General features: G+C 61.8%; 26 protein-coding genes. 23 read left to right on the plus strand and 3 right to left on the minus strand.

Annotated features, from left to right (window positions below; translation table 11 throughout):
* Positions 1-154 precede the first annotated feature (154 nt).
* The 5 genes from IVB27_RS24930 (at position 155) to IVB27_RS24950 (ending at position 8,286) form a co-directional block, all read left to right on the plus strand.
* A complete protein-coding gene (locus IVB27_RS24930; protein WP_247445806.1) occupies positions 155-4,477 on the plus strand; it encodes a strawberry notch-like NTP hydrolase domain-containing protein in 4,323 nt (1,440 codons plus the stop codon).
* A complete protein-coding gene (locus IVB27_RS24935; protein ID WP_247445807.1) occupies positions 4,477-5,538 on the plus strand; it encodes a DUF7146 domain-containing protein in 1,062 nt (353 codons plus the stop codon). Before IVB27_RS24930 ends, IVB27_RS24935 begins: the two co-directional genes overlap by 1 nt.
* 331 nt (positions 5,539-5,869) lie before the next feature.
* Positions 5,870-6,793: a DUF2493 domain-containing protein gene (locus IVB27_RS24940; protein WP_247445809.1), complete on the plus strand. Its 924-nt coding sequence runs from the start codon at positions 5,870-5,872 to the stop codon at positions 6,791-6,793.
* Between the two features lie 138 nt (positions 6,794-6,931).
* Entirely contained in the window at positions 6,932-7,414 is a 483-nt protein-coding gene (locus tag IVB27_RS24945; protein WP_247445811.1) for a hypothetical protein, read from the plus strand.
* 551 nt (positions 7,415-7,965) lie between these two features.
* Positions 7,966-8,286, plus strand: a complete 321-nt coding sequence (locus IVB27_RS24950) for a DUF736 domain-containing protein (protein ID WP_018454792.1) — start codon at positions 7,966-7,968, stop codon at positions 8,284-8,286.
* A gap of 548 nt (positions 8,287-8,834) precedes the next feature.
* Here IVB27_RS24950 and IVB27_RS24955 read toward each other — a convergent pair.
* A complete protein-coding gene (locus IVB27_RS24955; protein ID WP_247445812.1) occupies positions 8,835-9,275 on the minus strand; it encodes an NlpC/P60 family protein in 441 nt (146 codons plus the stop codon).
* A 695-nt stretch (positions 9,276-9,970) separates the two neighbouring features.
* On the opposite strand from IVB27_RS24955, the gene IVB27_RS24960 reads away from it, so the two are divergent.
* Positions 9,971-10,132 carry a hypothetical protein gene (locus IVB27_RS24960; protein WP_247445813.1) on the plus strand — a complete coding sequence of 54 codons (162 nt, stop codon included), beginning with the start codon at positions 9,971-9,973 and terminating at the stop codon, positions 10,130-10,132.
* A 563-nt stretch (positions 10,133-10,695) separates the two neighbouring features.
* Here the strand turns inward: IVB27_RS24960 and relB (IVB27_RS24965) are convergent.
* Positions 10,696-10,932, minus strand: a complete 237-nt coding sequence (gene relB / locus IVB27_RS24965) for a type II toxin-antitoxin system RelB family anti-toxin (protein WP_247445814.1) — start codon at positions 10,930-10,932, stop codon at positions 10,696-10,698.
* A gap of 182 nt (positions 10,933-11,114) precedes the next feature.
* Between relB (IVB27_RS24965) and IVB27_RS24970 the strand changes: the two genes are divergently transcribed.
* Positions 11,115-11,390: a DNA -binding domain-containing protein gene (locus IVB27_RS24970; protein WP_247445815.1), complete on the plus strand. Its 276-nt coding sequence runs from the start codon at positions 11,115-11,117 to the stop codon at positions 11,388-11,390.
* 202 nt (positions 11,391-11,592) lie between these two features.
* Here IVB27_RS24970 and relB (IVB27_RS24975) read toward each other — a convergent pair whose 3' ends face one another.
* A complete protein-coding gene (gene relB, locus IVB27_RS24975; RefSeq protein ID WP_247445836.1) occupies positions 11,593-11,820 on the minus strand; it encodes a type II toxin-antitoxin system RelB family anti-toxin in 228 nt (75 codons plus the stop codon).
* A gap of 215 nt (positions 11,821-12,035) precedes the next feature.
* Here relB (IVB27_RS24975) and IVB27_RS24980 point away from each other — a divergent pair, with 215 nt between their 5' ends.
* The 16 genes from IVB27_RS24980 to IVB27_RS25055 form a co-directional block, all read left to right on the plus strand.
* Positions 12,036-12,314, plus strand: a complete 279-nt coding sequence (locus IVB27_RS24980) for a DNA -binding domain-containing protein (RefSeq protein WP_247445816.1) — start codon at positions 12,036-12,038, stop codon at positions 12,312-12,314.
* Between the two features lie 220 nt (positions 12,315-12,534).
* Entirely contained in the window at positions 12,535-12,666 is a 132-nt protein-coding gene (locus tag IVB27_RS24985; RefSeq protein ID WP_247390226.1) for a transcriptional regulator domain-containing protein, read from the plus strand.
* 139 nt (positions 12,667-12,805) lie between these two features.
* Positions 12,806-13,246, plus strand: coding sequence for a DUF2285 domain-containing protein (locus IVB27_RS24990; protein WP_247445817.1), 441 nt, complete (start codon positions 12,806-12,808; stop codon positions 13,244-13,246).
* Between the two features lie 382 nt (positions 13,247-13,628).
* Positions 13,629-13,907, plus strand: a complete 279-nt coding sequence (locus IVB27_RS24995; RefSeq protein WP_247445818.1) for a helix-turn-helix transcriptional regulator — start codon at positions 13,629-13,631, stop codon at positions 13,905-13,907.
* 3 nt (positions 13,908-13,910) lie between these two features.
* Entirely contained in the window at positions 13,911-14,813 is a 903-nt protein-coding gene (locus IVB27_RS25000; RefSeq protein ID WP_247445819.1) for a replication initiator protein A, read from the plus strand.
* 447 nt (positions 14,814-15,260) lie between these two features.
* Positions 15,261-15,725, plus strand: coding sequence for a DUF2840 domain-containing protein (locus IVB27_RS25005; protein WP_247445820.1), 465 nt, complete (start codon positions 15,261-15,263; stop codon positions 15,723-15,725).
* Complete coding sequence (locus tag IVB27_RS25010; RefSeq protein ID WP_247445822.1) at positions 15,725-16,231, plus strand: S26 family signal peptidase; 507 nt, start codon at positions 15,725-15,727, stop codon at positions 16,229-16,231. Before IVB27_RS25005 ends, IVB27_RS25010 begins: the two co-directional genes overlap by 1 nt.
* Positions 16,228-17,142, plus strand: a complete 915-nt coding sequence (locus IVB27_RS25015) for a lytic transglycosylase domain-containing protein (RefSeq protein WP_247445823.1) — start codon at positions 16,228-16,230, stop codon at positions 17,140-17,142. The genes IVB27_RS25010 and IVB27_RS25015 overlap by 4 nt, the downstream gene beginning before the upstream one ends.
* 240 nt (positions 17,143-17,382) lie before the next feature.
* Positions 17,383-19,107: a relaxase/mobilization nuclease domain-containing protein gene (locus tag IVB27_RS25020; protein ID WP_247445824.1), complete on the plus strand. Its 1,725-nt coding sequence runs from the start codon at positions 17,383-17,385 to the stop codon at positions 19,105-19,107.
* 279 nt (positions 19,108-19,386) lie between these two features.
* Positions 19,387-19,593, plus strand: a complete 207-nt coding sequence (locus IVB27_RS25025) for a cold-shock protein (protein ID WP_247408864.1) — start codon at positions 19,387-19,389, stop codon at positions 19,591-19,593.
* Positions 19,594-20,002: 409 nt separating this feature from the next.
* Positions 20,003-21,979 carry a conjugal transfer protein TraG gene (locus IVB27_RS25030; RefSeq protein WP_247445826.1) on the plus strand — a complete coding sequence of 659 codons (1,977 nt, stop codon included), beginning with the start codon at positions 20,003-20,005 and terminating at the stop codon, positions 21,977-21,979.
* 10 nt (positions 21,980-21,989) lie between these two features.
* Complete coding sequence (locus IVB27_RS25035) at positions 21,990-22,412, plus strand: CopG family transcriptional regulator (RefSeq protein WP_247445827.1); 423 nt, start codon at positions 21,990-21,992, stop codon at positions 22,410-22,412.
* Positions 22,413-22,801: 389 nt separating this feature from the next.
* Entirely contained in the window at positions 22,802-23,464 is a 663-nt protein-coding gene (locus IVB27_RS25040) for a ribbon-helix-helix domain-containing protein (RefSeq protein ID WP_247445828.1), read from the plus strand.
* 58 nt (positions 23,465-23,522) lie between these two features.
* Positions 23,523-24,863 (plus strand): MFS transporter, encoded by a 1,341-nt coding sequence (locus tag IVB27_RS25045; RefSeq protein ID WP_524536503.1) that lies wholly within the window; start codon positions 23,523-23,525, stop codon positions 24,861-24,863.
* 255 nt (positions 24,864-25,118) lie between these two features.
* On the plus strand, positions 25,119-26,039 hold the full coding sequence (trbB, locus tag IVB27_RS25050; RefSeq protein ID WP_247445829.1) for a P-type conjugative transfer ATPase TrbB: 921 nt from the start codon (positions 25,119-25,121) through the stop codon (positions 26,037-26,039).
* Positions 26,036-26,272, plus strand: a 237-nt coding sequence (locus IVB27_RS25055; RefSeq protein WP_247445830.1) for a TrbC/VirB2 family type IV secretion system protein, incomplete at its 3' end; no start/stop codon positions are given. The genes trbB and IVB27_RS25055, both read left to right, overlap by 4 nt.

The following is a 26,272-nucleotide window of genomic DNA, read 5'->3' on the forward strand; positions in this document are numbered from 1 at the left end:
TAGGTGCTTGGGGACCGGTGTGCAGCGCCGGTCCCCATTTTTCTGGGCGAGCGCTGAGAGGGAGAGCCGGGCCGGGAAGGGTTTTGAGCCGTCGGGGTCAAAGGAGAGCGCCCGATGGTTCGATCCTTTCCTGCTCTCCGAAAGAAACCCTCTCATGACCGAATCTCTCGCCGGCGGCGCTGCCGCCGCGCCGCTCTCGGTGCGCGCCGCTGCAAGTCTCACCTCCGCCGCCGTCAGGGCCGCGCGACAGCTCGTGATTGATCTCGAGCGCGGCCGTCGCATCGATGCCGCTGTCCTGCGTAGCGCCATGGAAGCTGCCTTCGGCGCTTCCGACGCCACTGGCGTCTGGAACTGGAAAACCGCCTATGATGTCTGCGAGGCGGCAACTGTTCTGTTTCTTCGCAAGTTTGGTCCCGCAATTCGCGTCGAGGCCGGCTCGACGGCTGCCATGCTGCCGATGCTCGCGAGAATCGCGCGCTGTCTGCCGACCCACACGCGGCGCTCCGAGGACAGTCAGGCCCTTCAACAATTCTCGACGCCGATCCCGCTAGGGCTCGCCGCATGCACCGCGGCCGGCATCACCCCGTCCGACCGGGTTTTGGAGCCCTCCGCGGGGAGCGGCTTGCTCGCCATTTTTGCCGAGCTCGCCGGCGGCGCCTTGATATTGAACGAGTTGGCCGAGGCCCGCGCCGCATTGCTCGATCAACTGTTCGCCAAGGTTAAGGTCACGCGATTCGACGCCACCCAGATCGATGATCACCTCGATGCGGGTGTCGTACCGAGCGTGGTCCTGATGAACCCGCCGTTCTCGGCATTGGCGAACGTCGATCGACGGATGGCGGACGCGGCTTTCCGGCACATCGCCTCAGCCCTCGCGCGTCTTTGCGACGGCGGTCGTTTGGTCGCCATTACCGGCGCGAGCCTTACGCCCGATAATCCGGCATGGCGAGATGCCTTCGTTCGCCTCCAGGAGCGCGGGCGAGTGGTGTTTTCTGCGGCCATCGATGGCGCGGTCTACGCGAAACACGGAACGCGGACCGACACAAGGCTGCTCGTGATCGACAAGCAGCCTGCCGCAGATCCGAAAATCTTTCCGGACTCGCTGGGTATGGCGGGCGATGTTGCCACGTTGCTCGACTGGGTGAGCCAGCATGTGCCCCCCAGGCTGCCCATTGCCACCCCTGTCGTGGTCGACTTCATCAGACGCCCCGCGGCGTCGCGGCCGGCAGGCGCTTTTGCCCCACGCTCGTCGTTCACTTCGGGAGACGGCGCGCCCGAGGGCGTCGAACTCACCTATGAGACGGTCGAGCTGACCTCTTCGGAAGACGCTCGACTGACCGACGCGCTCTATGAGGAATACGCACTGCAGGCGATCCGTATTCCGGACGCGCATGCGCATCCGACCAAGCTCGTGCAATCCGCTGCGATGGCCTCCGTGGCACCGCCCAAGCCGTCTTACCGGCCCCATCTGCCGGCCAAGGTCGTGGCGGATGGCATTCTCTCCGATGCCCAGCTTGAGAGCATCATCTATGCCGGAGAGGCGCATTCCGACTTCCTTGCGGGCTCCTGGACCGTGGATGGGACCTTTGATGTTGTCGCGGCCGCACACGACGATGCAGAAAATGCTGTCCGCTTTCGGCGCGGCTGGTTTTTGGGCGACGGCACCGGCGCGGGCAAGGGTCGGCAGGTCGCAGGCATCCTTGTCGACAACTGGCTCAAGAGCCACCGTCGCGCGGTCTGGATCAGCAAATCCGACAAGCTGATCGAAGACGCGCAGCGCGACTGGTCCGCGCTCGGCATGGAGCGCTTGCTCGTGACGCCGCTGTCCCGGTTTCGCCAGGGTACGCCGATCCGGCTCGCGGAAGGCGTCCTTTTCACCACCTACGCTACGCTGCGCACCGATGAGCGTGGCGAGAAACTTTCGCGCGTTCGCCAGATCGTTGAATGGTTGGGCTCCGATTTCGACGGAGTGATCGTCTTCGACGAGAGCCACGCGATGCAGAACGCGGCAGGCCAGAAGGGCGAGCGCGGCGACCAGGCGGCTTCCCAGCAAGGGCGCGCGGGCCTGAGGCTCCAGCACGCGTTGCCGAATGCCCGCGTCGTCTATGTTTCGGCGACCGGTGCCACCACGGTCCACAATCTCGCCTACGCCCAGCGGCTGGGCTTATGGGGCGGCGACGATTTCCCGTTCGCCACCCGGGCGGAGTTCGTCGAGGCGATCGAGGAGGGTGGTGTCGCGGCGATGGAGGTACTCGCGCGCGATCTCAAGGCGCTCGGTCTCTACGCGGCGAGGTCTTTATCTTACGGGGGCGTCGCGTACGAGCTCATCGAGCACCAGCTCACGCCCGAGCAGGTTCGCATCTACGACGCCTACGCCGGAGCGTTCAGCGTCATCCATAACAATCTCGATGCCGCGATGCGGGCCGCGAACATCACCGGCGAGACCGGCACGCTGAACGGCCAGGCCAAATCGGCCGCGCGATCTGCGTTCGAGAGCGCCAAGCAGCGTTTTTTTGGTCACCTGCTGACCTCGATGAAGACGCCGTCGCTGATCCGCTCGATCGAACGCGATCTTGACGCCGGCCACGCCGCCGTCATCCAGATCGTTTCGACCGGCGAGGCGCTGATGGAGCGCCGCCTCGCTGAGATTCCGACCGAGGAGTGGGGCGACGTCCAGGTCGACATAACTCCGCGCGAGTATGTCCTCGACTATCTCGCCCATTCGTTTCCGGTACAGCTCTACGAGCCTTTCACCGACCAGGAGGGCAATCTCTGCTCCCGGCCCGTCTATCGCGACGGCCAACCGGTCGAGAGCCGGGATGCCGTCGCTCGCCGCGACCGCCTCATCGAGAAGCTCGCGTCGCTGCCTCCGGTCCCGGGCGCGTTGGACCAGGTGATCCAGCGCTTCGGCACCGACATGGTCGCGGAGGTCACAGGCCGCTCGCGCCGCATCGTTCGCAAGGGCGACCGGCTGGTGGTCGAAAACCGGGCCGGTTCGGCCAACCTCGCCGAGACCTCGGCCTTCATGGACGACGTCAAGCGGATTCTCGTTTTCTCCGACGCGGGCGGCACGGGAAGGAGCTACCATGCCGAGCTGTCGGCGCGGAATCGCCGCCTGCGGGTCCACTATTTGCTCGAGCCCGGCTGGAAGGCGGACGCCGCGATCCAGGGGCTCGGCCGCACCAACCGGACCAACCAGGCGCAGCCGCCACTGTTTCGTCCTATCGCGACCGACGTCAAGGCAGAAAAGCGCTTTCTCAGCACCATCGCGCGCCGGCTTGATACGTTGGGTGCCATCACGCGTGGCCAACGCCAGACCGGAGGGCAGGGCCTGTTCCGGCCCGAGGACAATCTCGAAAGCCGGTACGGCCGCGACGCGTTGCGCCAGCTCTACACGCTGCTGGCGCGGGGCAAGGTCGACGGCTGCTCGCTCGAGCGGTTTGAGGATGCGACCGGCCTGAAGCTCACGGATGCTAATGGGCTCAGGGATGACCTGCCTCCGATCACGACTTTCCTGAACAGGTTGCTGGCGCTCACGATCGTTCTTCAGAACGTTCTGTTCACCGTCTTCGAGCAGCTCTTGACCGCCCGGATCGAGGGCGCGGTCGCCTCGGGCAGCTATGACGTCGGACTGGAAACGCTCAGCGCCGAGAGCTTTGCCGTCACCGACCGGCGGACCATCTATGTCCATCCGGGCACTGGCGCCGAGACCCGGCTTCTCACCATCGCCCAGCGCCAGCGCAATCATCCTGTGAGCCTGGATGGTGCTCTTGCTCATCTTTCTGATCCTCGAGCCATCCTGCTAATCAATGAGCGCTCGGGACGAGCAGCGGTGCAGGTCGCGGCTCCGAGCTTCATGCTTGATGACGGCGAGATCGAGCGGCGCGTCCGCCTGATCCGGCCCGCGGAACAGCAAAGCGTCCCCTTAAGAATGATGGCGGAAAGCCATTGGGTCGAAGTGGACCACGGACGCTTCGCCGCGGCCTGGCTGGCGGAGCTTACCGAGATCCCAGCGTTCACGGAAAGCACGATCCACATCGTGACCGGGTTGCTGCTGCCGATCTGGAAGCGGCTGCCGAACGAGTCGACGCGCGTCTATCGGCTGCAGAGCGACGCGGGCGAGCGGATCGTCGGCCGCAAGGTCTCGGTTACCTGGGTCACGAATGTCCTTGCGGCTGACGCGCCGGCGCTCGCGCCAGACGCCGCTTTCGCCGCGCTGATGGAGGGGCGGACCGTCCTCGAACTTGCGGAGGGTCTCCAGCTTCGCCGTGTCCGGGTGATGGGCGCACACCGCCTCGAACTGGCGGGCTTCAACGACACCATGCGCGATCGCTTGCGGGCTTACGGCCTCTTTGGAGAAATCATCTCCTGGAAGCTGCGCATGTTCGTGCCCACGGACGGGAACGGCGTCGAGATTCTGTCCAAGGTACTCGACCGTTATCCGGTCGAGAGTGCCAGTGAGCGGGAGGCCGCCTGATGCGTCGCGAGCCTTGCGAATTGGCACGCCGCCTCGCGCGCGAGGCCGAGGCGGTGTGCCGCCACTATCTCTCCAACGGCAAGCGGCAGGGCCGGTACTGGCTGGTCGGGGATGTCCACAACACCCCTGGCCGCTCGTTGTTTGTGCGGCTCAAGGATTTGCCGAAAGGCCCTGCCGGAAAATGGACCGACGCCGCAACCGGCGAGCATGGCGATCTTCTCGACGTCATTCGTGAAACATGCGGCTTGCGCGATTTCGGTGAGGTCGCAGAGGAGGCGAGGCGCTTTCTGAGGCTGGCTCGTAGTGAACCGGAGGTCGCCCCGAAACCCGTTCGTCCATTAGCACCGGCTGGATCGCAAGAGGCGGCGAGACGGCTCTTCATGATATCCCAACCGATCGAGGGGACGCTCGTGGAGACATATTTGCAGCGTCGCGGGATCGCCCACGTGCACCATGGTGGCAGTCTGCGCTTCCATCCGCGCTGCTATTATCGGCCCGACGAACACCTGCCAGCCGAGACCTGGCCGGCGATGATCGCCTGCGTCACGGATCTCGAATGCAGGATCACTGGCGTGCATCGTACCTGGCTCGACCCGGACGGCTTTGATCGCATTCGGCTGGGCAAAGCTCCGATCGATACCCCACGACGCGCGATGGGCGATCTCCTCGGCAATGCGGTTCGCTTCGGCGTGGTGGACGACGTGCTCGCTGCCGGCGAGGGAATCGAAACCATGCTTTCGCTACGTTACGTGCTGCCGAGCATGCCCATGGCGGCTGCGCTCTCGGCCAATCACCTCTCAGCCATGGTGCTTCCCACTGGGCTGCGCCGGCTCTACATCTCCCGCGATCTCGATGCTGCTGGCGATGCGGTGCAGGCGACTCTCAGCCAGCGCGCAGCGGACGCCGGCATTGAAGCAATCGCGCTGTCGCCCCGGCTGGGCGACTTCAACGAAGATCTCCATGTCTTCGGCCTCGATGCCGTCCGAGCAGCGTTGCGGTTCCAGCTCGTGCCAGAGGACGTCGTTCGCTTCCTGCATTCCTCGACAGTGCCCGCGGAATAGCTCCCGGTCTTCAATCGACGTTGATGGGCCAGTCATAGGCGAGGCCAATACCGGAAGAGGACGCGACCTCGGCCTTCTAGAGGGCGATCGGACGGCAAGCGGGTGCGGGCCGGCAATGGCTGCGTCCGGCTATTTTCCGCCGCGCGCCGGCGATGTGAAGACACATCGTACGTTTGGCTAGCGCGCTTTGCATCGCGAAGCAAAATAGCCGGCCTTCGCCATCCTCCGCTGCCGCTTCGGCCCTTTCGGGTTCTGGCACGCTCCGCCCGCCGTCAGAGGATCGCCACGAAGGCCGCGATGGTCGCGGCCGATCCGGCAAGGACCTCTTCCCATGACCGACCATGACGACATCGAACCGCCGCACAACTCTTCTCCGACCGACCACGTCATCACCGAACTACAGCTCTTCGGCCATCGTCCATTCGACGACCAGCCCGATCCAAGACCGCTCCCCGAGGGCAAGATGATTGGCGGCGCCGTCGCAGATATATTCGACGCCCTGGTCGCGACCCTGAGCGACACGCGGCTTGAGCCGGATCTTGACGATCTGCTCTGGTCGACAGTCAACCTGTTCCATCGTGCCGTCGACCGCATTGAGCGGCAGCTCGATAATAACGAACAGGCGCAGCAGAAGAGCCAACGCGAGCAGAACGGCTCCGAAGTGCGATCGGTCGAGCTTGAGCGCCTGACAGCCGAAGGCATCACGCTGATAGAGCGCCGCAACTGCCTGGAGCTCTTTCGCGACCAGGCCATCGAACGATTTGAGGTCAACACCGGCGCATCCTGGCGGCCGCGATCGGGATCATTGGTCAACCACCGCACGCTCACTGCGGCAATGATCGACTCCCGCGACTTCATTGCCGCCAAACGACGCGCCGAGACCGAGGTCTTGTTGCCACCAGGACCGAAAATCGTACTCACCGGCGGGCTCGAATTCAATGACCACAACCTCATCTGGGATCGCCTCGACAAGGTTCATGCCAAGCACCCCGACATGGTCCTCTTGCATGGCGGCTCTCCGAAGGGTGCCGAACTGATCGCCTCCAAATGGGCAACCGGCCGCAAAGTGCCACAGATCGCCTTCAAGCCCGACTGGACCAGGCACGCCAAGGCGGCGCCGTTCAAACGCAACGATGCGATGCTCGAACTCCTGCCGATCGGCGTCATGCATTTCCCGGGCACGGGAATTCAGGACAATCTCGCTGACAAGGCGAAGCGGTTCGGTATTCCCGTTTGGAAGTTCGGCGGCGCATGAGCGCCGTCTACTCGCCTCCAAGCCGACCAAGATGGCGTTGCGCGCCGCAACTCCGCCTCGTTTCGATTTTACGTGCAAAGCCGCGCCGTGGTGGTGGTGGAGGCGCGACCAATACGTCTGTGCATTGGAGCCACCGCCATGCTCGCCCTTGGGCTTGCCCTCAACACGCTTGGCATCGGTTTGTTCTGCTGGCTGCTCTTTGCGCTCGCGGTCTATGCCTTGCCGTTTTTCGTCGCAGTTACCGTCGGAATGTCCGCATTTCGTGATGGCGCGGGCGTCTTCGGCGCACTGCTTATCGGAATTGTTTCTGGCGCGCTGACGCTTGCCGCTGGTCAGCTCACTCTCGCCGTTAGTCAGTCCTTGACCTTGCGCGTCGCGATCGCAACCGTCTTCGCGGTCCCCGCGGCAATCGCCGGCTATCATGTGGTGTTTGCCCTGTCGCAGATCGAGGTCGCCTCGCTGGTTTGGCGCGAGGCCTTTGCTTGCGTAGGTGCGCTTTGCATCGGCGGCACGGCATGGGCGCGTTTGACCTTTTTCGCGAGGACCCGCCCATCGGACTCGGCCGGGGTGGTGGAGAATACACCTCGACCAGTTCTTACCGCCGCCAAACACGAGCAATGAGGCGTCGTTGCCATCAGGTCCAGCAAGCTCGCACAGAGAGACCAGGTTGAACGAGAGAGCGTCGAGCTTGAGCGAGAGGTAACCGCGCTTCTCCTCGAAGCCTTTAAGCAAGCCCCACCAATCTCTGTCTGGCCCGCATAGCTGCGGTGAGGCGCGCCGTGCTCGATCATTTCTGCGGGGACGATACCGCCCTTTGCGGCAGATTGTTTCTCCTTCTGCGCGGATCCGTACCGACCTCTTGCTCACCACACCGAGATTCGCCAAATCTTCTCCTTAAGATTGCGGTTCAGCACGCGGACGCACGTGGCCTCTTTGATGGCTCGATCTGGCCCAAGAGCGGCTGCGCCTCGATCGTCTGAGCCGCAACGCCGTTGGAGCGACTTTCTTCCCCTGGGCTGGCGCCCATTCCTCGCGAGACAAGAAAGTCGCTCCAACGGCGTCCTCCGCTGCGCTCCGGCCCGCCAGCGGGTGCGTCGCCGATCGTCTTCGGCCTTTAGATCGCCATCGAGGCCGCGGTGGTCGCGGGCTCGAAACACAACAGGAGAAGTGACATGGCTAACATCGGTTCTTTCAAGAAAGTCGGCAACGATTTCCAGGGCGAGATCGTCACCCTGAGTTTGCAGGCCAAGGGCGTCCGCATCGTCGCCGAGACCAACCGCTCCAACGACAACGCTCCCAGCCACCGCATCTACGTGGGCCGGGCGGAGATCGGGGCGGCCTGGTCCAAGCGCTCCGAGGAGGGCCGCGATTACCTCTCGCTCAAGCTCGACGATCCCTCGTTCAACGCGCCGATCTACGCGAACCTGTTCGACGACGAAGGCGGCGAGGGCTACACGCTCTTGTGGTCGCGGCCGCGCAAGAACGGGGAGTGAGGCCGCGGTCCAAAGCCCCGCCCGAGTTGATCGGGCGGGGACTTTCTTGAACCCTTGGCTGCAGTCGATCTTGCTCGAGGTAAAACTATTTTGTCGTCCACTCCGCGAGGGGAGATCGCCGCCAACATTCACCGCAAAGGCCTTGCAACCGTAGGAGCCGAAACCATGTTCGTCGGTCGGGATGAGACAAAGACGAGAAGCGGCCGCCGGGCGTTGGGAAGTCGCTATGCCGAGCTCAACGTTGCCATTTCCGACGTTGGCCGGCAGGCGCGTCGTGCGAGCGCGACTCCAATCGAGCCATTGACGGACTCAAGCTGTTTCGAGGCGACAGCGCGAGCAAGCAGCGATCGCCCTAGCAGGACGTGGCCTCGTTAGGATGCAGCCAGCCATAACCGAATGGATACGAATCAAACGAAGGCAAGAAGGATAGCAATCTAGCCGTCCGGTCAAACGCAACCGTTCCTCATCCCGTCGAGCTTCGGTACTTTTGAGGCAGCGGGACATGAACAGACGTTGCGTGTCCGCCAGAGTGACCAGCATTGCGAAGACTACCTTCGAGTATCGGTCCGCGCAAGTTGGCGGAGCCGCTTTGCGCCAACGAAGGTTCGATATTCGGGAAGCTCGAGAAATTGAGCAAACGGCCAGATCACCGGAGCGGACTGCTTCTTGCTCAGATGAATAGCTTGGTTATCGCCCAGGTAGAGCGCGACATGTGCTCCCCAAGGGTTTTCCGTTCGATTGAAAAGCAAGAGGTCGAGCGGCTTCAATTCATCTGACACCAAGCAGGTGTCGGTGGTGTCCTCCCACAGGTTGCTCGACCGAAATGGGTAAACGTCATACCCGAAATGCTTAAGCAGCGCGTAGGCGAAGTTCTGGCAATTCGGGCTCTCTGAAAGGCTCGGCAGAATTGGCGTATCTGGATCGTGCTCTTGATTGTACCTAATCCTCCAGAAGTGGTCGGGTATCATGTCCGCAGACACGGTCTTCATAATCTTAAACTTTCGTGCTCGAGCGTTGAGGTATCTTACTGCCTTGCCGTGGCTGCATCAATTGTCAACAGAGCAACGGCACTCCGACCTGAGGACTTCCGGCGAATAATCGGCAGTAACAATCCCTGCTGTGTCGCAATCGAGAAAGCCGGCCGATTGGTTGCGAGGTACATGGGCGACGGCGGCCTTCTATTTCGGCTATCTGCGGAAGGTGCGCCCGCGCAACCACCGCACCGGTCCCGATGGGCCGGAATTCTGGCGCCGTTGCCGTCGTTGACGTTCATGCTTACACTTTGGGCGCGCGAACCTATTTTGCCAACTGCGTGGCGGCAGTGCCGCGCGAATTCGGTCACCAACAAAGAGGACGGCGAGCACCTTCCTCTCACTCTGCGACTCGGCGGCGTCGTACTCTTGCCGCGTCAAGGTTGACCCAGAACTCGGAATACACATCGCGATGAGCGAACGAGAGAGCCGTGATAGTCCTTGCCCATCAGCACGCCAGCCGAGTTGGCGAAGCAGGATGGCAGCGGCACGAATTCCTTTGTCACGATCTGCATCTCTCAAGGGATATTTTGACTCAAACTCGGCGAGAAGATGCGCCGGTTCGATCAGTCCAATGTGTCGGAGTTCGTAGAGCGACTCCCTCGGGCACTCGCCCGGATGATTGCGCGTCAATAACCCGTGAAGCCACTCTAGTGCCTATCCCGAATTCGCACGTCATCGCCTCCACGACGCCCGGATTCAAGGCACTCGAATTGGCAGAGAAGATCGCCGCAAATGGCAACGGCCAACTAAAGGTTGTGTCGGCGCTGGTCTTTGGTGAGGTCCAGCAGAAGTCGCGCGAGGGCGGCCCCTGAGATCCGAAGCATTTCGAGAGCGCGTACCGCATGGTGCGAACGCCGTCAGGTCCTGTGATATTGGTCGACGATGTGTGTACGAGCGGCGGCCACCTGGTCGCAGCGTATTGACGTCTCAACAAACAGGCCAGTCCAGTTGTGCTCGCCTGCACGTTTGCTCGGCTTAAGAGTCCCATCGGAATGCGCGAAGACCAGATCGACGTGACTCATCGATAGAAGCGCTTGGCACCACGAGAAGTCGGTCCAACTCGGCATCATCCAAAACCGTGTTCGATCCGGGCGCGAAGCCGGAATGCAGTTTCCAGCTTGCTGTGCCAGATCAGCAGATCAGCTTCGAGTACGTGTCAACCGTCGCCTCCAAGACGCGAGCGGCGGAGGGACCCTTGGGTGATCTCCATTGCGCAGCTTGGTTTTCCTTGCGCTAACGCGGCCGCATGACTTGATCGGCCGGTCGGCACATTCACCCCACTGGCCGCTACCCATTTTCTGGCGCCGGTCCTTTCCGTCCCGCAGCCACAGGGTCTGCGAAGTCTCAACGGCGAAATGCAGCTAAGTATCCAGCTCTAGTCTGGCCGCGGATTCTTCTTCTTCGCAGGACGTGTCAGCAGGTCCGTGACCTCAACGCCAAGAGCGCGCGCAAGACGCTCGACGACATCTATACCGGCCGCATAAACACTCCGCTCGAGCGAGCTGATGTAGGTTCGGTCAATCTCGGCACGATGTGCCAGCTCCTCCTGTGACAGGCGACGGGCGTGTCTGTACTTCCTCAAATTGATCGCCAATATCTCGCGTATATCCATACGCGAGAGGCCATGCTCTTGTAGAGTATTTCGCCACGGAGTATTCTCTACAAATCATCAGGCGCGGGTATGTTCAGCTGCTTTCTATGTTGTTGGCGTGGCGAATGCAGTTACAGCTGCTGCGTTCAAGAAGCCGGCGTGGAAGTACACAGATGCCGCTCTAATTCTTGGGCAGAAACTCCATGAAAACTCCGCCACTTGACCCGGATGTCGCGACCTCTGCACCCGCAGATCCCGCAGTCACGTCCTATGACGAGGAGCATCTGGTGACGTATTGGCGCCTTCTCGACGCGGTGACCCATGGCGCTGATTGGAAGGAAGTAGCTCGCGTCGTGCTGCATATTGATCCAGAAAGCCAATCCGTGCGGGCTCGAACCGCCTTCGACAGCCATCTGGCGCGCGCAAGATGGTTGGCACATCACGGCTACCGTCATATGTTGCGCGGCGGCGCAGGTTGATAGCAGGATTTACCACTTGGCCACCCCCAGTTAAGAAATCAATTCTCTCCGTCCATGACGGATCCGTTGTGAGCATCACGGGAAACAGAATTGACGCCCTCCACGACAACCTGATTTGCACAGCCTTGCGCCTGACTGGGGCACTGTGGACCCAATCGCCCTTTGCGGGTCTCTAATCTCAAGTAGGGGCGACCGAGTAATATTATGGACGAATCTTGGCCGTCTTCTCCTCAAGCAATTGGGCGGGGCGAACTTCGAGAGCCTGCGAAACTTGCCACATCGTAAGCAGGGTCACATTTTGCAACCCTCTTTCCATACTACTGATGAACGCACGATCGACACCCATGCGCTCTGCCACAGCTTCTTGGCTCAGGCGAAGGTCTAAGCGAAATCGACGCGTGTTTGCTCCAAAAAGCTTGCGAATGTCCATCCGCAGGATAGGAAGCAATCGCGTATTTTGGCGCTACGTGTTATAATACGCGGCGAGGCTTCGTCGGGCTAAGGCTCGATTCGTTCCGCTTCGGCGGGCGCTGTTCGCGCACACAGAAATAGAGATAGATCCGGCGTCTTGTGGCTTTATGGCACGGTTGTGGCATGCCATCTAGAAATTGAGTAGGATCGAGCAACGAAGTTGATGGTACGGCCATGCAGACACCCCCACTCGAGCCCGACCTGGCCGATTCAGCTCCGAACGATCCAGTCCTTACGTCCTATGACGAGAAGCATCTGGTGACCTATTGGCGGCTGCTTGATGCAGCAGCCGCGGGTGCTGATTGGAGGGAGGTCTCGCGAATCGTCCTGCACATCGATCCCGATCGTGAGCCGACACGCGCCCGCAGGGCTTTCGATACTCATCTGGCCAGAGCAAATTGGATGGCGGACCGCGGCTATCGCGAGCTGCTTCGCGGCGGCACCGGCAAGTAGCAGAAAACAGCTGTCGCAAGCTTTTTCTCGAGAATAGCCGTCTGCGGAAATTCTGGTGATGCCCTGCAGGCATCGCGTGATGCCAGATTACTGACTTGTCGAACAACTGAAGGTTACGTAGATCGTCTCCTACTACGGCCTGGCTTTTGGGATCATCTTAATGTCGACATTCGATTGGCGCTCACCGGAGAGTTATCAGCGCGCAATTACCTCAGGTGAAATGGAAGATTTCGCGTGGGAGCTCCTCCGCCGCAATCCTGAATATCAACGGGACTACCGGGAGGCGCGCGCCAAAGGCGGGCACGTAAGCCCCGAGTTCAGAAGGAGATGGGGCGTCTGCTTTCGCCCATGACCCGCAAGGGTCTTTCTACGAGCAGACCATCTTCTGGGCGCCCGAGGCGATGCCAACGGTGGTGCCGATCGTTCGGAGAGCGTCCGGCCCTCAAGGTTCGGACGTAGTACTTCCGCTTGCTGACCTTACGTCGGCCACCATGAGGCAAGCACCGGACGGCTGGCATGCCATCTTGCTGGTCCAGGGAGCGCAGCATCGATTATGGCTCAGAGAGGCCCCGCACCTCGGTACCGGATATGCCACCGAATTGCCGCTTGACGAGAATTTCGTCGCGCGCGCCCACGCCGCACATCGCTTATGGCGAGCGCTGAACGGCCGCCCGCCGGGACCTGCCTTTCATCGGCTTTCGGCCCAGCAGCGGAAGAAGCTCGGCCTGGCTCTGCGAGCGCGGGATGGGCATGAGGATGGCGCATCCTATCGAACGATCGCCGAGGTGATGTTCGGCAAAAGGCGGCTCATCGACCGCGGCTGGAAGACCCATGACCTGCGCAGCCGTACCATTCGCCTGGTCAAAGCCGGTCGCTTCATCGTGCGTACCGGCTACCGTGCATTGTTTCGATCGAGATCCCGCAAGAAATAGATCTGGATAGCGTACAACTGATGCAACCAGGTCAGGTTTGGCGCCTCTCGCCCTCCCGCTGACTTCACCGGCGGGCGGCCCGCGGTTGGATCTTACGCCTCATGCGTGCCGATCGCCTGCGGCGCATCGGAGCGCGTCGAACTTTCCCGCACCACGCCCAACAACTGAGACGTCCCTGGCTGCGCAGCAGAATCGTCGGCCGATTGCTGACTACCAAAGCCTGCAGTCCTCTTTTCGCGATCGCAGCGCGAAACCAAAAGGAGGGGTGCCGAAATCGTCCTAACAATGTTCGGCATCCCCTCAAGTGCCTTCGCTCCTCCATGGTGTCCCTCGACGCGCGATCAAACTCCGTCGCGCTCCATGACATCACGGGAGCGATCCGATGCCCGACCCGAACGCCGGCATGCCGCAGCGCTATCTTCGCACACCAGAAGCGGCACGCTTTCTTGGCCTCTCCGGCCGCACCCTCGAAAAGCATCGCACCTATGGCACAGGTCCGACCTACCGCAAGCTGGGCGGCCGCGTCGTCTACGCGCTCGAAGACCTGAAAGCATGGGTGGACCGCGGCGCCAAAACGTCGACCAGCGATCCCGGGGTTGGCACGGTTCTGCCCGCCAAGCGCCACCCGCCCATTGCTTACGCAGGCAAGGAGCGGCGCTGACCCATGCCGGACAGCAACTCATTTGCGCGCTGGCGGCGCAACTCAGAACGGGATCAGCTCGACCTGTTTCGCGCTCTTCCCGGTGATCTCGCGCCGCGCGACGCGCAAGACCTAATGGCTTATCCGTTCTTTTCGCTGGCGAAGTCAAAGCGGACCGTTCCCATCGATTTCGGGGCCGGGACAATCAAAATCCGTGTCGAAGCTGTGCCGGAACATGGCATGGCAACCATCTGGGATGCGGACGTGCTGATCTGGGCCGCCTCGCAAATTATCCAGGCGCGTGACGCAGGTTTGAAGACGTCGCGCTTGATGGCCGCCACCCCTTACGAGATCCTGACTTTCGTGGGACGCGGCACAAGCGTGCGCGACTACGATCGCCTCAAGGCTGCGCTCGACCGCTTGCAATCGACCACCGTGATGACATCCATTCGCCAGCCGACCGAGCGCCGGCAGCATCGGTTCTCGTGGATCAACGAATGGAAAGAGACGGCGGATATGCACGGCCGCGCCCGCGGGCTTGAGCTGATCCTGCCAGACTGGTTCTACACGGGTGTTCTGAACGAAGCGCTCGTGCTGACGATCGACCGCGCATATTTCGATCTGACTGGCGGACTGGAGCGCTGGCTTTATCGCCTCGTGCGCAAGCACGGCGGTCGCCAAAAGGGCGGCTGGAGCTTTGATCTTGTGCACCTCCACGCCAAATCGGGCTGCCTATCGCCACTCAAGCACTTCGCATACGACCTGCGCCAGATCGTTCGACAGCAGAGATTGCCAGGATATGAACTGGTCATCTCGCACGACCCAAATGGGACGGAACGGCTGAACTTCGCTCCCACTCCGGTCGACCCGCTTACCCACCGGCTGCGCAAGCGCGCGCTGATCTCTGGCTCGGGGGAAAACCTGTGAATCCCGCCGTGCTATCAGGGACCAGCGCCACCGTGCCATCGGGGACCGAAAACGCGTGCGATCAGGGACCGCTATCGCGGAAAAGCCCTTGCCACAGAGGAACTTCCGCTTCCTCTAACTCTACTAACCAGGAATCCTTCGGATTCCTTCTAACGGACCGCCAGTCCACGTCGCTGCAGAGTCCGTGGTTGTCAGTGACACGTGCGCCAACCTCCGCACGATGGCGGCTGAGCTGCGTCGTCGTTCGTGGAAATGGGCCTTCGCAGTCCTGGACCTGCAGGAGCCTTGTCCCGTCTTCAGGCTCGCTTGGCGTTCTGACGCAGCCGCATGCGCGAAGCAGTCGTGCTTCGCGGCGCTTGTCGTCTGCCTATCAGGCCTCCTCGTCCTGGATTTCAGATCGCCACGTCTGGGCACCGCGCCCGCCGTCTTGCGATATGGATTTTCAATATGAATGATCTCACGACGGTTGAGCTCTTGTGGCTCGAGAAACGCATCGAAAACCGCATTCGGTTCGGCCGGCCTACATCGGAAACGATCATCGACCATCACCGGCGTGTCCTTTCATTTGCGCCTGGGAGCATTTTTGCGTTCGTACGCTGGAGCTCCAATGACTTCGGAACCGTACTGTCACGCATCGATATTCTGCGCGCGCGCGCGCCAGGGCAGCGCTACTCGACCGTGCCTTGGATCAGTCCGGGCGGCGAGAGCCTGCTGAGATTGTCCGGTTGGCCGAAGGTCGAACGTGTCCTGCAGCTGATCGCGGCGGTGGAAGCACTCGGCATCGATCCTGCCGACGCGGCGCCCGACTACTGGCACCACGCGCACAACCGCCTTTTGGTGAATGAGACTCCGCGAAGCTACACCTGTGCGCGTCACCAGGCGTGGCTCCGGCGCCGAAGGGTGACACTCTGATGGGCCGGCTCATAACAATTCTTGCAATGTGCGGGGGCACGGCTATTGCGCTCTCCGCCGACCGGGGCACAGCGCCATGGTATATTTGGAACGCTTCGCACAGCGTGCCGATCGGTCTTTACCGCTTGCAGCCGGTAGAGCGTCTCCGTGTCACCTCGCTCGTAGCCGTTCGCCCGCCTGACCCGCTTGCGTCCTTCCTTGATTTGAACGGCTATCTGCCGCTCGGCATTCCCATGCTCAAGCGGGTCTTGGCGCTCCCGGGGCACACCGTCTGCAGACGAGAACTCACTATCCTCGTCGACGGCATCGAGATGGGCGAGGCCCGCGAGCGTGATGGCCGTGGACGGCCTTTGCCCGCATGGCAAGGATGCCACGTCCTGACGGCCGACCAGATCTTTCTGATGAACTGGCAATCGGCCGATTCTTTTGACGGCCGCTATTTCGGGCCGATCGTGGCCTCCGCCGTCATCGGCCAGGCTTTGCCAGTGTGGACAAAGGACGAATGACCATGCTTGCCTCGCTTCATCGACTTGCAGCTTCATCATGCTTCCGCGGACCACAATCCCTTTGCTCATTCCCGGCCAAGCTCGTCGGCAGATGCGGGCGCGCCGATGATGATCAGCTGCAAAGGCATCACCTTGACTTCTCTCAGGCTGCGCTCGAGGCGATGCGGGCATGCCGTCCATCCCTGCGTGTCGTCGTGGCATTCCTGGCAGCTTTTGCAGCTGTCGAATTGCCGTCGGGCTGTCGAGCCCAATCCGAATTGCAGGCGCCTGCTCCGCCCTCAACATGCCTTGGCAAATTCGTCCCATATGCGGCCTTCATTGCCGAGGCGTCCCGCCGGTTTGCAGTTCCCGTGCAATTGGTTTGTGCCGTGATCCAGGTCGAAAGCAGTGGCAAAGCGCACGCCGTGTCATCTCGAGGTGCCCTGGGCTTGATGCAAATCATGCCAGGGACGTGGGTCGACCTGAGCGCCCGCTACAATCTAGGCATCGACCCCTTTGACCCCCATGACAACATTTTCGCCGGGGCCGCCTACCTGCGAGAGATGCTGGACCGGTTCGGCTCGGACGGATTTCTCGCCGCCTACAACGCAGGCCCGCAGCGGTACGCGAAGCATCTGGCGAGGGGGCGCGCGCTGCCTGAAAAAACCCTGGCCTACCTGAACAAACTCGAGCCATTGACCGGCATCATACAGCGCTGGCGCGATACTTCGGTCCCTGGTCACCGCACAAATTGGAAGCAAGCCAAGCTGTTCGTTCCGCGACTATATCGCGCGTTGACTGACCGGGGCTCAGTATCTGCTCTGCATGAAATGTCTTCGTCGAAAGACACGCTGACCCCCAACACAATTGGACTTGTGCCCCATGCGATTGGTCTGTTCGTGCCGCGATCGGACGAGGCGAAGTCTCAATGACGATAATCGCATCTCCTCGCGTGCCATCGCAAGGTCTCGCATTTTGGAAAGTGATGAGGACACGGGCGGAAGGAGCGGACCGGGGATGGCAGGATAAAAGCCGCAAGGTGCGGCCGGTCGGTTGTGAGAAATCTTGCTTTAGTTTCAATCATCCAATGCAATTTGCGAATCTTGAGCGCACATTTTCAGTTTTGCCAAATTGCAGCCGCGGCTCAGCTTTTTGCACCCTGCCGACAAACGATGGCCGGTAAGGACGATTTCCGAATCCGCCCTGGCCGCATTCGCTCTACGCGAGCGCCGCGGGCAAAGCCGTTTCTGGCGCAGGCCCTCAGAGCCGCGCAGAAGGCCGGCGGTCTGTCACGCGGGTACCGCCGTGGAACAAACTTCGGACGTGGACGCGCAGCGAGTCTTGCAGCATCCAGACTGCTCAACAACCGGGCTCGCGGCGCCATGGTCAAGGCGCGGGTGGTGCGCCGAATGCGCACGCCCGGGGCGCTGCGGGCCCATCTTGGTTATCTGCAGCGTGACGGGGTCACCCGGGACGGGGCGCCAGGCAAGCTCTTTGATGCTCTCGGAGATGAAGCAGACGGCCACGCCTTAGCCGAACGCTGCGAGGGTGACCGGCATCATTTCCGGTTCATCGTTTCGCCCGATGATGCAGGCGAGCTCACCAGCCTGCGCAGCTTCACCCGTGAACTCATGGATCAGGCCTCGCGCGACCTTGGAACGCGCCTCGAATGGGTCGCGGTCGATCATTGGAATACCGAGCACCCGCACATTCATATTCTCGTGCGCGGACGCGCCGATGATGGAAAAGATCTCGTGATCAGTCGCGACTACATCGCAACTGGCTTGCGCGCCCGGGCCGGCGATCTCGTCACCCGCGAACTCGGTCCTCGATCCGAGCTCCAGATCCGCCAAGGGCTGGAAGCCGAGGTGAGCGCCGAACGCTGGACCAGGCTCGACCGGGTGCTCGCGCGGCAAGCGGGATCAGCCGATAGGGTCATCGATCTAAGGCCGGAACGGGATGGTGCCCGGGACCCGTTACGAGACATTCGGATCGGGCGGATGCGGATGCTGGAGCGCCTGGGTGTGGCAGAGCCGGCGGGGCCCGCTCGCTGGGTCTTGGCCGAAGACGCCGAGCCACGCCTGAGGGCGCTTGGCGAGCGCGGCGACATCATCAAGCGGCTGCACAAGGCGATTGCCAAGGATGGTATCGCACGCTCACCGTCCTCCTTTGCGCTCGAAGGCGAGCATCACGGTGAACCGATCATTGGCCGTCTCGTCGCCCGCGGACACGACGACGAACTGAGGGGCAGTGCCTTTGCCATTGTCGACGGCATAGACGGGCGCGTCCATCACCTCAAACTCCCCGATATCGAGGCCGCTGGCGACGGACCGATCGGAGGCGTCGTGGAGCTCCGCCGCTTTGAGGATACGAGGGGACGGACACGCATCGCACTCGCGGTAAGATCGGAACTCGTCCTCGAAAAGCAGGTCACCGCGGAAGGCGCCACATGGCTCGACCGGCAGCTTGTGGCGCGCGAACCTCCTGAATTCTCGCGCGCCGGCTTTGGCGCAGAGGTCCGGGCAGCCCTGGAACAGCGGATTGATGTGCTGGCAGAGTACGGACTTGCTCAGCGGCACGGCGACAAAGTGCGGCTTGGCCGGAATCTGATCGAGACCTTGCGAAGCCGCGAGCTCGATAGCGCCGGCCGGCGACTTACGGAGGAGACGGGGCTTACGCATCTAACTGCTCGATCAGGTGAACAGGTTTCGGGAACATACCGACAGCGGCTTTCCCTCGCCTCCGGGCGCTTTGCCATGATTGATAATGGGCTCGGCTTTCAGCTCGTGCCTTGGGCTCCTTCACTGGAGCGGGAGCTGGGCAAACAGGTGAGCGGGATCGCAGGTCCAGGCAATGTCGATTGGTCCTGGGGCCGCAAACGGGGCCTGTCACTTTGACTGGCAGTCTCTTCGCTGGGCTGCGACGCAAGACTGCGGCGCTAGCTGCGGCTGCGCTCACCCATGTACAAGCGAACCCCGCTATCCTTTTGTCGCGAGAGGAAGTTCGCTGTATTCGCGCTCACCGCAACCACGTCCCAGCGAGTCTTGGGGGCCGGGACATTCGCTGGTTCGACCTTTCTGCGTGCCCGGTTCCGAGCACTGTCTCCTCCTCCTGGAGATCTTGATGCCGTTGCGAGTTTTCGCTAGATCGCATGTGTTCATTTAGGAGAAGTGACGGTGACGATCGGTACTGTAAAGTGGTTTAACACGACCAAGGGCTACGGTTTCATCAAGCCGGATGACGGCGGCCCCGACGTCTTTGTGCACATCAGCGCCGTTGAAAAGGCCGGATACACCGGCTTGGCAGAAGGCGCTCGGATCAGCTTCGAGGCCAAGGCCGGTCGGTCCGGCAAAGTATCAGCCGAGAATCTCCGGATCGGATAAGGCCGACATCACCGACGGCGGCGGCAACGGTTGGATCGGGATCCCTCCTGAAATGAGACCCGATCTCGCCAAAGAAGCGAGCTTCGCTAGTTGAAGATACCGCCGTGCCATCAGCATCGATGTGGACCCGGCGGCGCCGTGAACAACAAGTTGGTTAGATTAGCGCAATCTACCCTCTCAGCGGCGCGAACTGCTGCGGCTTGCCGCTAACGGGCGACTTCAGCATTGCTCTGGATGGGCCAGCTGGCACCAGGTGCACGATGCCATAGCCATTCTCGTGCAGATAGCGCAAGAACGCCGGCTTATCTCCTCTTTGTCCCCGCCAATCTCTGCGCTGCCACGCGCGCGACTGCGACGCGAGCACGATTGTGGTTGTGTGCGCATGTCCATATGCCGAGATGTTCCGATCATGTCGGCGACAAAGATCATTTGGCACCAGGTCATCCTGGTCTGCCTCATCGTGCTCGCGTTCCTGTGGGCGGCGACCGAATGGACAGCCTGGCGGCTTGCATTCCAGCAGCAACTTGGGGCTCCCTGGTTCAAGCTCGGGCATTGGCCAGTTTATCAGCCGGCAGCTTTCTTTGGCTGGTGGTTCAAGTTCGATGCTTACGCCCCCGTCGTTTTTCTGGAGGGTGGCGCGATTGCTGCAAGCGGCGGCATCGCGGCCATAGCGCTCGCCATGTTGCTCTCGGTCCTGCGGGCCCATGAAGGGCGGGACGTCACCACCTACGGCTCGGCGCGCTGGGCCGATCTACGCGAAGTCAGACGGGCCGGGCTGTTAGGCCCTGACGGCATCGTGCTCGGCCGGTTCGGACGTCATTATCTGCGCCACGACGGGCCCGAGCATGTGCTTTGCTTTGCGCCAACGCGCTCCGGCAAGGGTGTTGGCCTCGTCATTCCGACTCTTCTGACCTGGCCGGCCTCCACCATCGTCCATGACATCAAGGGCGAGAACTTCCAGTTGACCTCCGGATGGCGCGCGCAATTTGGGCCCGTGCTGTTGTTCGATCCGACCAATCCGGCCAGCGCCGCCTACAATCCACTCCTCGAGATCCGCCGTGGCGACTGCGAGGTGCGAGATGCTCAAAATATCGCGGATATTCTCGTCGATCCTGAGGGTGCACTCGAGCGCCGCAATCATTGGGAAAAGACCAGCCACTCACTCCTGGTGGGGGCAATTCTGCATGTCCTCTACGCCGAAGCCGATAAGACCCTCGCCGGGGTTGCAAATTTCCTTTCGGATCCGTCTCGCCCGATCGAGGCTACGCTCAACGCAATGCTGGCGACTCCGCATCTTGGGACAGGCATCCATCCGGTCGTCGCATCAGCGGCACGCGAGCTTTTGAACAAAAGCGAGAACGAGCGCTCGGGTGTGCTCTCGACGGCGATGAGCTTCCTCGGGCTCTATCGTGATCCGGTAGTTGCCAAGATCACCGCGCGAAGCGATTGGCGCATCCGTGATCTCGTCGACCGCGCTGAATCCGTCTCACTGTACCTCGTGGTGCCGCCATCGGACATCGTCCGCACCAAACCCTTGATGCGGCTCATCCTGAACCAGATCGGACGGCGTTTGACCGAAAGCCTTGATCCCGACCGGCGCCGGCAGAAGCTGCTTTTGATGCTTGACGAGTTTGCAGCCCTCGGCCGGCTCGACTTTTTCGAGAGCCAACTCGCCTTTATGGCAGGTTACGGCATCCGCAGCTTTCTCATCACGCAGAGCCTTAACCAGCTCGAACGCGCCTACGGTCCGAACCATGCGATCCTTGACAACTGCCACGTCCGGATCGCCTTTTCGACCAATGACGAGCGCACCGCCAAGCGCGTCTCCGACGCGCTCGGAACTGCGACCGAATTGCGAGCCATGAAGAACTATGCGGGCCACCGCTTGAGCCCTTGGCTTGGGCACTTGATGGTCAGCCGCCAGGAGACCTCCCGTCCGCTGCTGACCCCCGGCGAAATCATGCAACTGTCTCCGCAAGACGCGGTCGTGATGATTTCCGGTGTGCACCCGGTCCGTGCCAACAAGGTCCGCTACTATGAGGATCCGCAATTCCAGCGACGTGTCTTGAAGCCGCCCCGCTTGGCGCCGAACAAGCAGCCCACTCGCCCAGATGATTGGTCAGCCCGCGCCCCAATATCGCCGTCGCGCCAGCTGCTGACCAGGCGTGCGGGCAGGAGCGACGAGGCGAACGGCGGCTTACGCCGCGAGCCGGAATTGCCGCAGCATGAGGAAATCGAGATCAAGACGCCGGCCGGCGAGCACGAGTTCGACCCCGAGCTCGAGGAGGGTGACGCGGATGCCGTCCAGGCGCAACTGATGAGCCGGTCGGTGCAGGGAGTTGCGCGGACCGTCACTCTCGATCCGGACGATGGAATGGATCTGTGAGCGAGGCAGCGTGAAAAAGGTCCAGCTCAGCGTCTATCTCGATCCCGAAACGTTCAAAACGCTCGAGACCTTCGCAAGCCGCGGTGGCCGGTCCAAGTCGCTGGTGGTCGAGGCCGCAATAGGTTCCTTTCTTTCTCCTGACGATTCCGATCGGCGCGAGGCTGCGATAGGAAAACGGCTGGATCGGATTGTGCGGGTGCTTGAGCGTCTTGAACGCAACGATGGCATCACGCTTGAGACCGTCGCGCTCTTCATCCGGTTCTGGCTGACCTCAACTCCGGCATTGCCGGAGCATTCGAGCCCTGCCGCTCGCGCCAAGGGCGGTGAGCGGTACGAGCGCTTTGTCGAAGCGCTGGGACGACGACTTGCGAGCGGATCCAGCGTCCTGAAGGAGGTAAGCATCGACGTGCAAGCCTCCGAGAAGCCCGAATAAATAGTTTCGCGCGCAGAGTGCCTGTGACGCCCCTTGGTGATCGAGCAGCGCCGGCCCTAGGTGAGCCGAGCCGGCGCGCACGCGCGCAGGCAGACCGACACAGAGTCGTGAAGCGCGGGGAGCTTTCTTGAGGTCCCAGAAGGCCATCGCGAGTGGCCCTAGCTGCCGCGCAGGAGGCTGAGAGATCCCGCTCATCTTGAGCCCGCCTCGTCTTTCTTTGGCTACGCCAGACTACGACGCCGATGTCGGCGCGATTGATGTCGTGGCCGGATTGACCCTTCTGTCGACGCATCATCGCTGGGCCGATTCATCTGTTTCGACCGAAAAGGCACGCTGCACGGGTAGCGTGTGCCGTTTCGAGCGGTCGCAATTGAGGAGCTGAAGAAACAATGCAGGTCGATGGTGAGGCTGAAGGTCACGCCAGCTCTATTGGGAATGGTTCCGATGGCGAGGTGCAGCCGAGCTCGAACGAGGGTCTGCGAACCAAGAAGATCATCGTTCAGCTCTCCGAAAGCATCTTGGAGCAGCTTGAAGCAGCGACCGAACGCACGGGGCTCGGCAAGAGCATGGTCGTCGAGACGGCGCTTCAGCGTTTTCTGGCTCCTGCGCAAGGGGCCGAAGGACTCATTCGTGAAACTCTGGACCGGGTCAGTGGCCAGATGGCAAGGCTCGAGCGGCAGGTCGCGATCGTTGCCGAGACAGTGGCACTGCATGCGCGCTATCACCTCACCGTTACGGCGGCCATGCAATCATCCCAGCAGCGGGACGCCGGCCTGCTCGGCCAAGAACGCTGCAACGTTTTGGTTCAACAGGTCGAGCACGGCGTGCGGCTTGGCCAACCATTGATTCAGGAGACCATTGATCGGCTCGGAACGCCGAGCTGGCGCGCCTCTGAAACCGGCGGCGGTGTGTCAGAGAGGCGAACTGTAGAAGAACTGCTTCAGGAGGGTTCGTCCGCACCCGCTGTAGAGGGGGGCTCTCACCCGAGCGCTGCCGCCGAGGAGGGCGGCAGCAAGCTGAACTTTCGGAACCTGTCCAGCTCGTTCTGTTGAGCGCACTGTCCAGAACGGCAGAAGCGAGCTGAAAGGGCTCGCCGCGCAGACAACGCCTGTGGTACGCATCAAGCCGCTTCCTGTGTGGCGGCTCATCGCCTGCATCTTTCTTCCCTTCGCGGCCGGGTACTACCTTGCCTACCTGTTCCGGACGATCAATACGCTGATCGCTGGACCCCTTGGCTCCGATCTGGGGCTTGGCGCTGCCGACATCGGGCTGCTCACGTCGATCTATTTCCTGGTCGTCATGGCGGGTCAGCTTCCCATCGGCATGTTACTGGATCGCTACGGGCCGCGCCGGGTCCAGAGCTTGCTATTGGCTGTGGCAGCAGCGGGGTCCGCGCTTTTTGGACTATCGACGGGTTTCGTTTCGCTTCTCATCGCCCGCGCGATGATCGGACTTGGGAGTGCAGCAGCGCTGATGTCGGGGCTGAAAATGATCGTCCTCTGGTTTCCCAGAGAACGTTTGGCCCTCATCAATGGCTTTATGATCATGCTGGGTTCGTTGGGCGCGGTCACGGCAACCGCTCCTGCCGAAGTGCTCCTGGACTGGATAGGCTGGCGCGGCCTGTTCGCGGCGCTGGCCGCCGCAAGCGCGCTCGCTGCCATTTTGATCTATCTGGTCGCTCCCGAACGAGTCAACAGCCCATCAGGCAGCACGAAGCCGGCCACACTGAAAACCATCTACTCTGATCAACGCTTCTGGCGGATTGCCCCCCTGTCGGCAACCTGTATCGGGTCGGCCTGGGCACTGCAGTCCTTGTGGGCGGCACCTTGGCTTTGCGATGTAGAACAGCTGAATCGAACAAGTCTCGTCAGTGAGCTGTTCGTGATGGCGGCCGTTTTGAGCCTCGGGGCGCTAGCCTTGGGCGTGCTTGCAACCTGGGTGCGCAGCCGTGGCAGGAATATGGAAGTGTTGTTCGCGGCCGTCGCGGCCCTGTTGATCGGAGCGGAGATCGTCCTCATCCTGCATCCGCCCTGGCCGTCACTTCTGCCGTGGTGCGTCGTGTCGGTGGCCGGATCGGCCACCGCTGTGACCTACGCCATCATAGGAGATTATTTCCCACCCCAACTGGTCGCGCGCGCGAATGGTGGTTTGAACGTCCTGCAATTTGGCTGGGCCTTCATCGTGCAGTACGGGACGGGACTGATTCTTGAGCGATGGCCCCTTGATGCCGGCCACCATCCGTTGATTGCCTACCAGACCGCGTTCGGACTGAACGTGCTGCTACAGCTGGCGGCGCTCGCCTGGTTTGCCGTTCCATGGTTTCGAAGCCGGAAAGGGAAAGGCAGGACTCCGGCCATACTCCAACCGGCCTGCGGCTGGAGTTCGGCTCATGCCCCTATCCTAGCGAGCGAGGCTGCGATCCTGGAGGCGGATGAACACCTGGAGTGGTGACGCGAGCTTGACGTGCCGATGCCAACGGGGTGCGCCTCTTTCGGCGCGCCGAACACGAGCTTACCGAACCTTCCTTTCCGACTCTTGCCGTTTCTACGCCAGACTACGACGGTGATGATCCTGTCTTGCGATAGCGTAGGATCTGCTTTTTCTACTTGTCTCACATGAGGCCGCTGAAGGGCAGGGCCTCGATCATGTGGGGCAGCCGTGGCGATACATTCATTTCATTCGGAAGCCGAGTTGCGCGGGGCGCGCATGCTCCGCACCGCCCTTGGGCCGGCCATTGCGGGCTTTTTGGAAGATCAGACCGTTGTGGAGGTGATGCTCAATCCTGACGGGCGGCTATGGATCGACCGATTGTCGAGCGGGCTTACAGACACCGGAGAGAGCCTTTCGGCAGCGGATGGCGAACGAATCGTCCGACTGGTCGCGCACTATGTAGGAGCCGAAGTTCATCCCGGCTCCCCCCGGATTTCGGCTGAGCTGCCGGAAACGGGGGAACGTTTCGAAGGATTGCTGCCGCCGGTTGTTGCCGCGCCGACGTTTGCGATCCGCAAACCGGCGGTCGCCGTGTTCGGCCTGGACGACTATGTCGCCGCAGGCATCATGAACGTGAGCCAAGCGAGCGCGCTTCGCAATGCGGTCGCCGCACGGAAGAACATCCTGGTCGCCGGCGGCACCTCGACCGGAAAGACCACGCTGACAAATGCGCTGCTTGCCGAGGTCGCGAAAGGATCGGACCGCGTCGTTCTCATCGAAGACACCCGGGAGCTTCAGTGCACGGCACCGAACCTCGTGGCGCTGCGGACCAAGGATGGCGTGATCTCGCTCTCCGACCTTGTGCGCTCCTCTCTTCGCCTGCGCCCTGATCGCATTCCGATCGGCGAGGTCCGTGGGGCCGAAGCCCTCGATCTTTTGAAAGCCTGGGGCACAGGACATCCCGGCGGCATCGGCACGATCCACGCGGGGACCTCGCTTGGCGCGCTGCGCCGGCTCGAGCAGCTGGTCCAGGAAGCCGTCATCACCGTCCCGCGTGCGCTGATCGCAGAGACCATCAACGTCATCGCCGTGCTCTCTGGCCGTGGCGGCGAACGGCGTTTGAGCGAACTCGCGTGCGTCAACGGCCTTGGATCATCAGGCGACTACAGCCTTTCGAACATCGGAGATCAGTCATGACCACACGAGCCTCTCTCGCGCCCGGCTTCATCTCAATTGCAGCATTCGCCACACTTTCCCTCGCCAGCGCGCCGGCCTGGGCCGCCGGCTCGAACATGCCATGGGAGCAGCCGCTGAACCAAATCCTGCAATCCGTCGAAGGTCCGGTCGCAAAGATCATTGCCGTCATCATCATCATCGTGACCGGGCTGTCGCTCGCCTTTGGCGACACCTCGGGTGGTTTCCGGCGGCTA

This window comes from Bradyrhizobium sp. 197 (assembly GCF_023073375.1).
In the GTDB taxonomy this organism is placed as follows: domain Bacteria; phylum Pseudomonadota; class Alphaproteobacteria; order Rhizobiales; family Xanthobacteraceae; genus Bradyrhizobium.

Excerpts from the sequence above, each read along its gene's own strand:
- IVB27_RS24930 (WP_247445806.1), top strand. The coding sequence starts at position 155 with ATGACCGAATCTCTCGCCGGCGGCGCTGCCGCCGCGCCGCTCTCGGTG.
- IVB27_RS24935 (WP_247445807.1), top strand. The coding sequence starts at position 4,477 with ATGCGTCGCGAGCCTTGCGAATTGGCACGCCGCCTCGCGCGCGAGGCC.
- IVB27_RS24940 (WP_247445809.1), top strand. The coding sequence starts at position 5,870 with ATGACCGACCATGACGACATCGAACCGCCGCACAACTCTTCTCCGACC.
- IVB27_RS24945 (WP_247445811.1), top strand. The coding sequence starts at position 6,932 with ATGCTCGCCCTTGGGCTTGCCCTCAACACGCTTGGCATCGGTTTGTTC.
- IVB27_RS24950 (WP_018454792.1), top strand. The coding sequence starts at position 7,966 with ATGGCTAACATCGGTTCTTTCAAGAAAGTCGGCAACGATTTCCAGGGC.
- IVB27_RS24955 (WP_247445812.1), bottom strand. The coding sequence starts at position 9,275 with ATGAAGACCGTGTCTGCGGACATGATACCCGACCACTTCTGGAGGATT.
- relB (WP_247445814.1), bottom strand. The coding sequence starts at position 10,932 with ATGGATATACGCGAGATATTGGCGATCAATTTGAGGAAGTACAGACAC.
- IVB27_RS24970 (WP_247445815.1), top strand. The coding sequence starts at position 11,115 with ATGAAAACTCCGCCACTTGACCCGGATGTCGCGACCTCTGCACCCGCA.
- relB (WP_247445836.1), bottom strand. The coding sequence starts at position 11,820 with ATGGACATTCGCAAGCTTTTTGGAGCAAACACGCGTCGATTTCGCTTA.
- IVB27_RS24980 (WP_247445816.1), top strand. The coding sequence starts at position 12,036 with ATGCAGACACCCCCACTCGAGCCCGACCTGGCCGATTCAGCTCCGAAC.
- IVB27_RS24985 (WP_247390226.1), top strand. The coding sequence starts at position 12,535 with ATGGAAGATTTCGCGTGGGAGCTCCTCCGCCGCAATCCTGAATATCAA.
- IVB27_RS24990 (WP_247445817.1), top strand. The coding sequence starts at position 12,806 with ATGAGGCAAGCACCGGACGGCTGGCATGCCATCTTGCTGGTCCAGGGA.
- IVB27_RS24995 (WP_247445818.1), top strand. The coding sequence starts at position 13,629 with ATGCCCGACCCGAACGCCGGCATGCCGCAGCGCTATCTTCGCACACCA.
- IVB27_RS25000 (WP_247445819.1), top strand. The coding sequence starts at position 13,911 with ATGCCGGACAGCAACTCATTTGCGCGCTGGCGGCGCAACTCAGAACGG.
- IVB27_RS25005 (WP_247445820.1), top strand. The coding sequence starts at position 15,261 with ATGAATGATCTCACGACGGTTGAGCTCTTGTGGCTCGAGAAACGCATC.
- IVB27_RS25010 (WP_247445822.1), top strand. The coding sequence starts at position 15,725 with ATGGGCCGGCTCATAACAATTCTTGCAATGTGCGGGGGCACGGCTATT.
- IVB27_RS25015 (WP_247445823.1), top strand. The coding sequence starts at position 16,228 with ATGACCATGCTTGCCTCGCTTCATCGACTTGCAGCTTCATCATGCTTC.
- IVB27_RS25020 (WP_247445824.1), top strand. The coding sequence starts at position 17,383 with ATGGCCGGTAAGGACGATTTCCGAATCCGCCCTGGCCGCATTCGCTCT.
- IVB27_RS25030 (WP_247445826.1), top strand. The coding sequence starts at position 20,003 with ATGTCGGCGACAAAGATCATTTGGCACCAGGTCATCCTGGTCTGCCTC.
- IVB27_RS25040 (WP_247445828.1), top strand. The coding sequence starts at position 22,802 with ATGCAGGTCGATGGTGAGGCTGAAGGTCACGCCAGCTCTATTGGGAAT.
- trbB (WP_247445829.1), top strand. The coding sequence starts at position 25,119 with ATGCTCCGCACCGCCCTTGGGCCGGCCATTGCGGGCTTTTTGGAAGAT.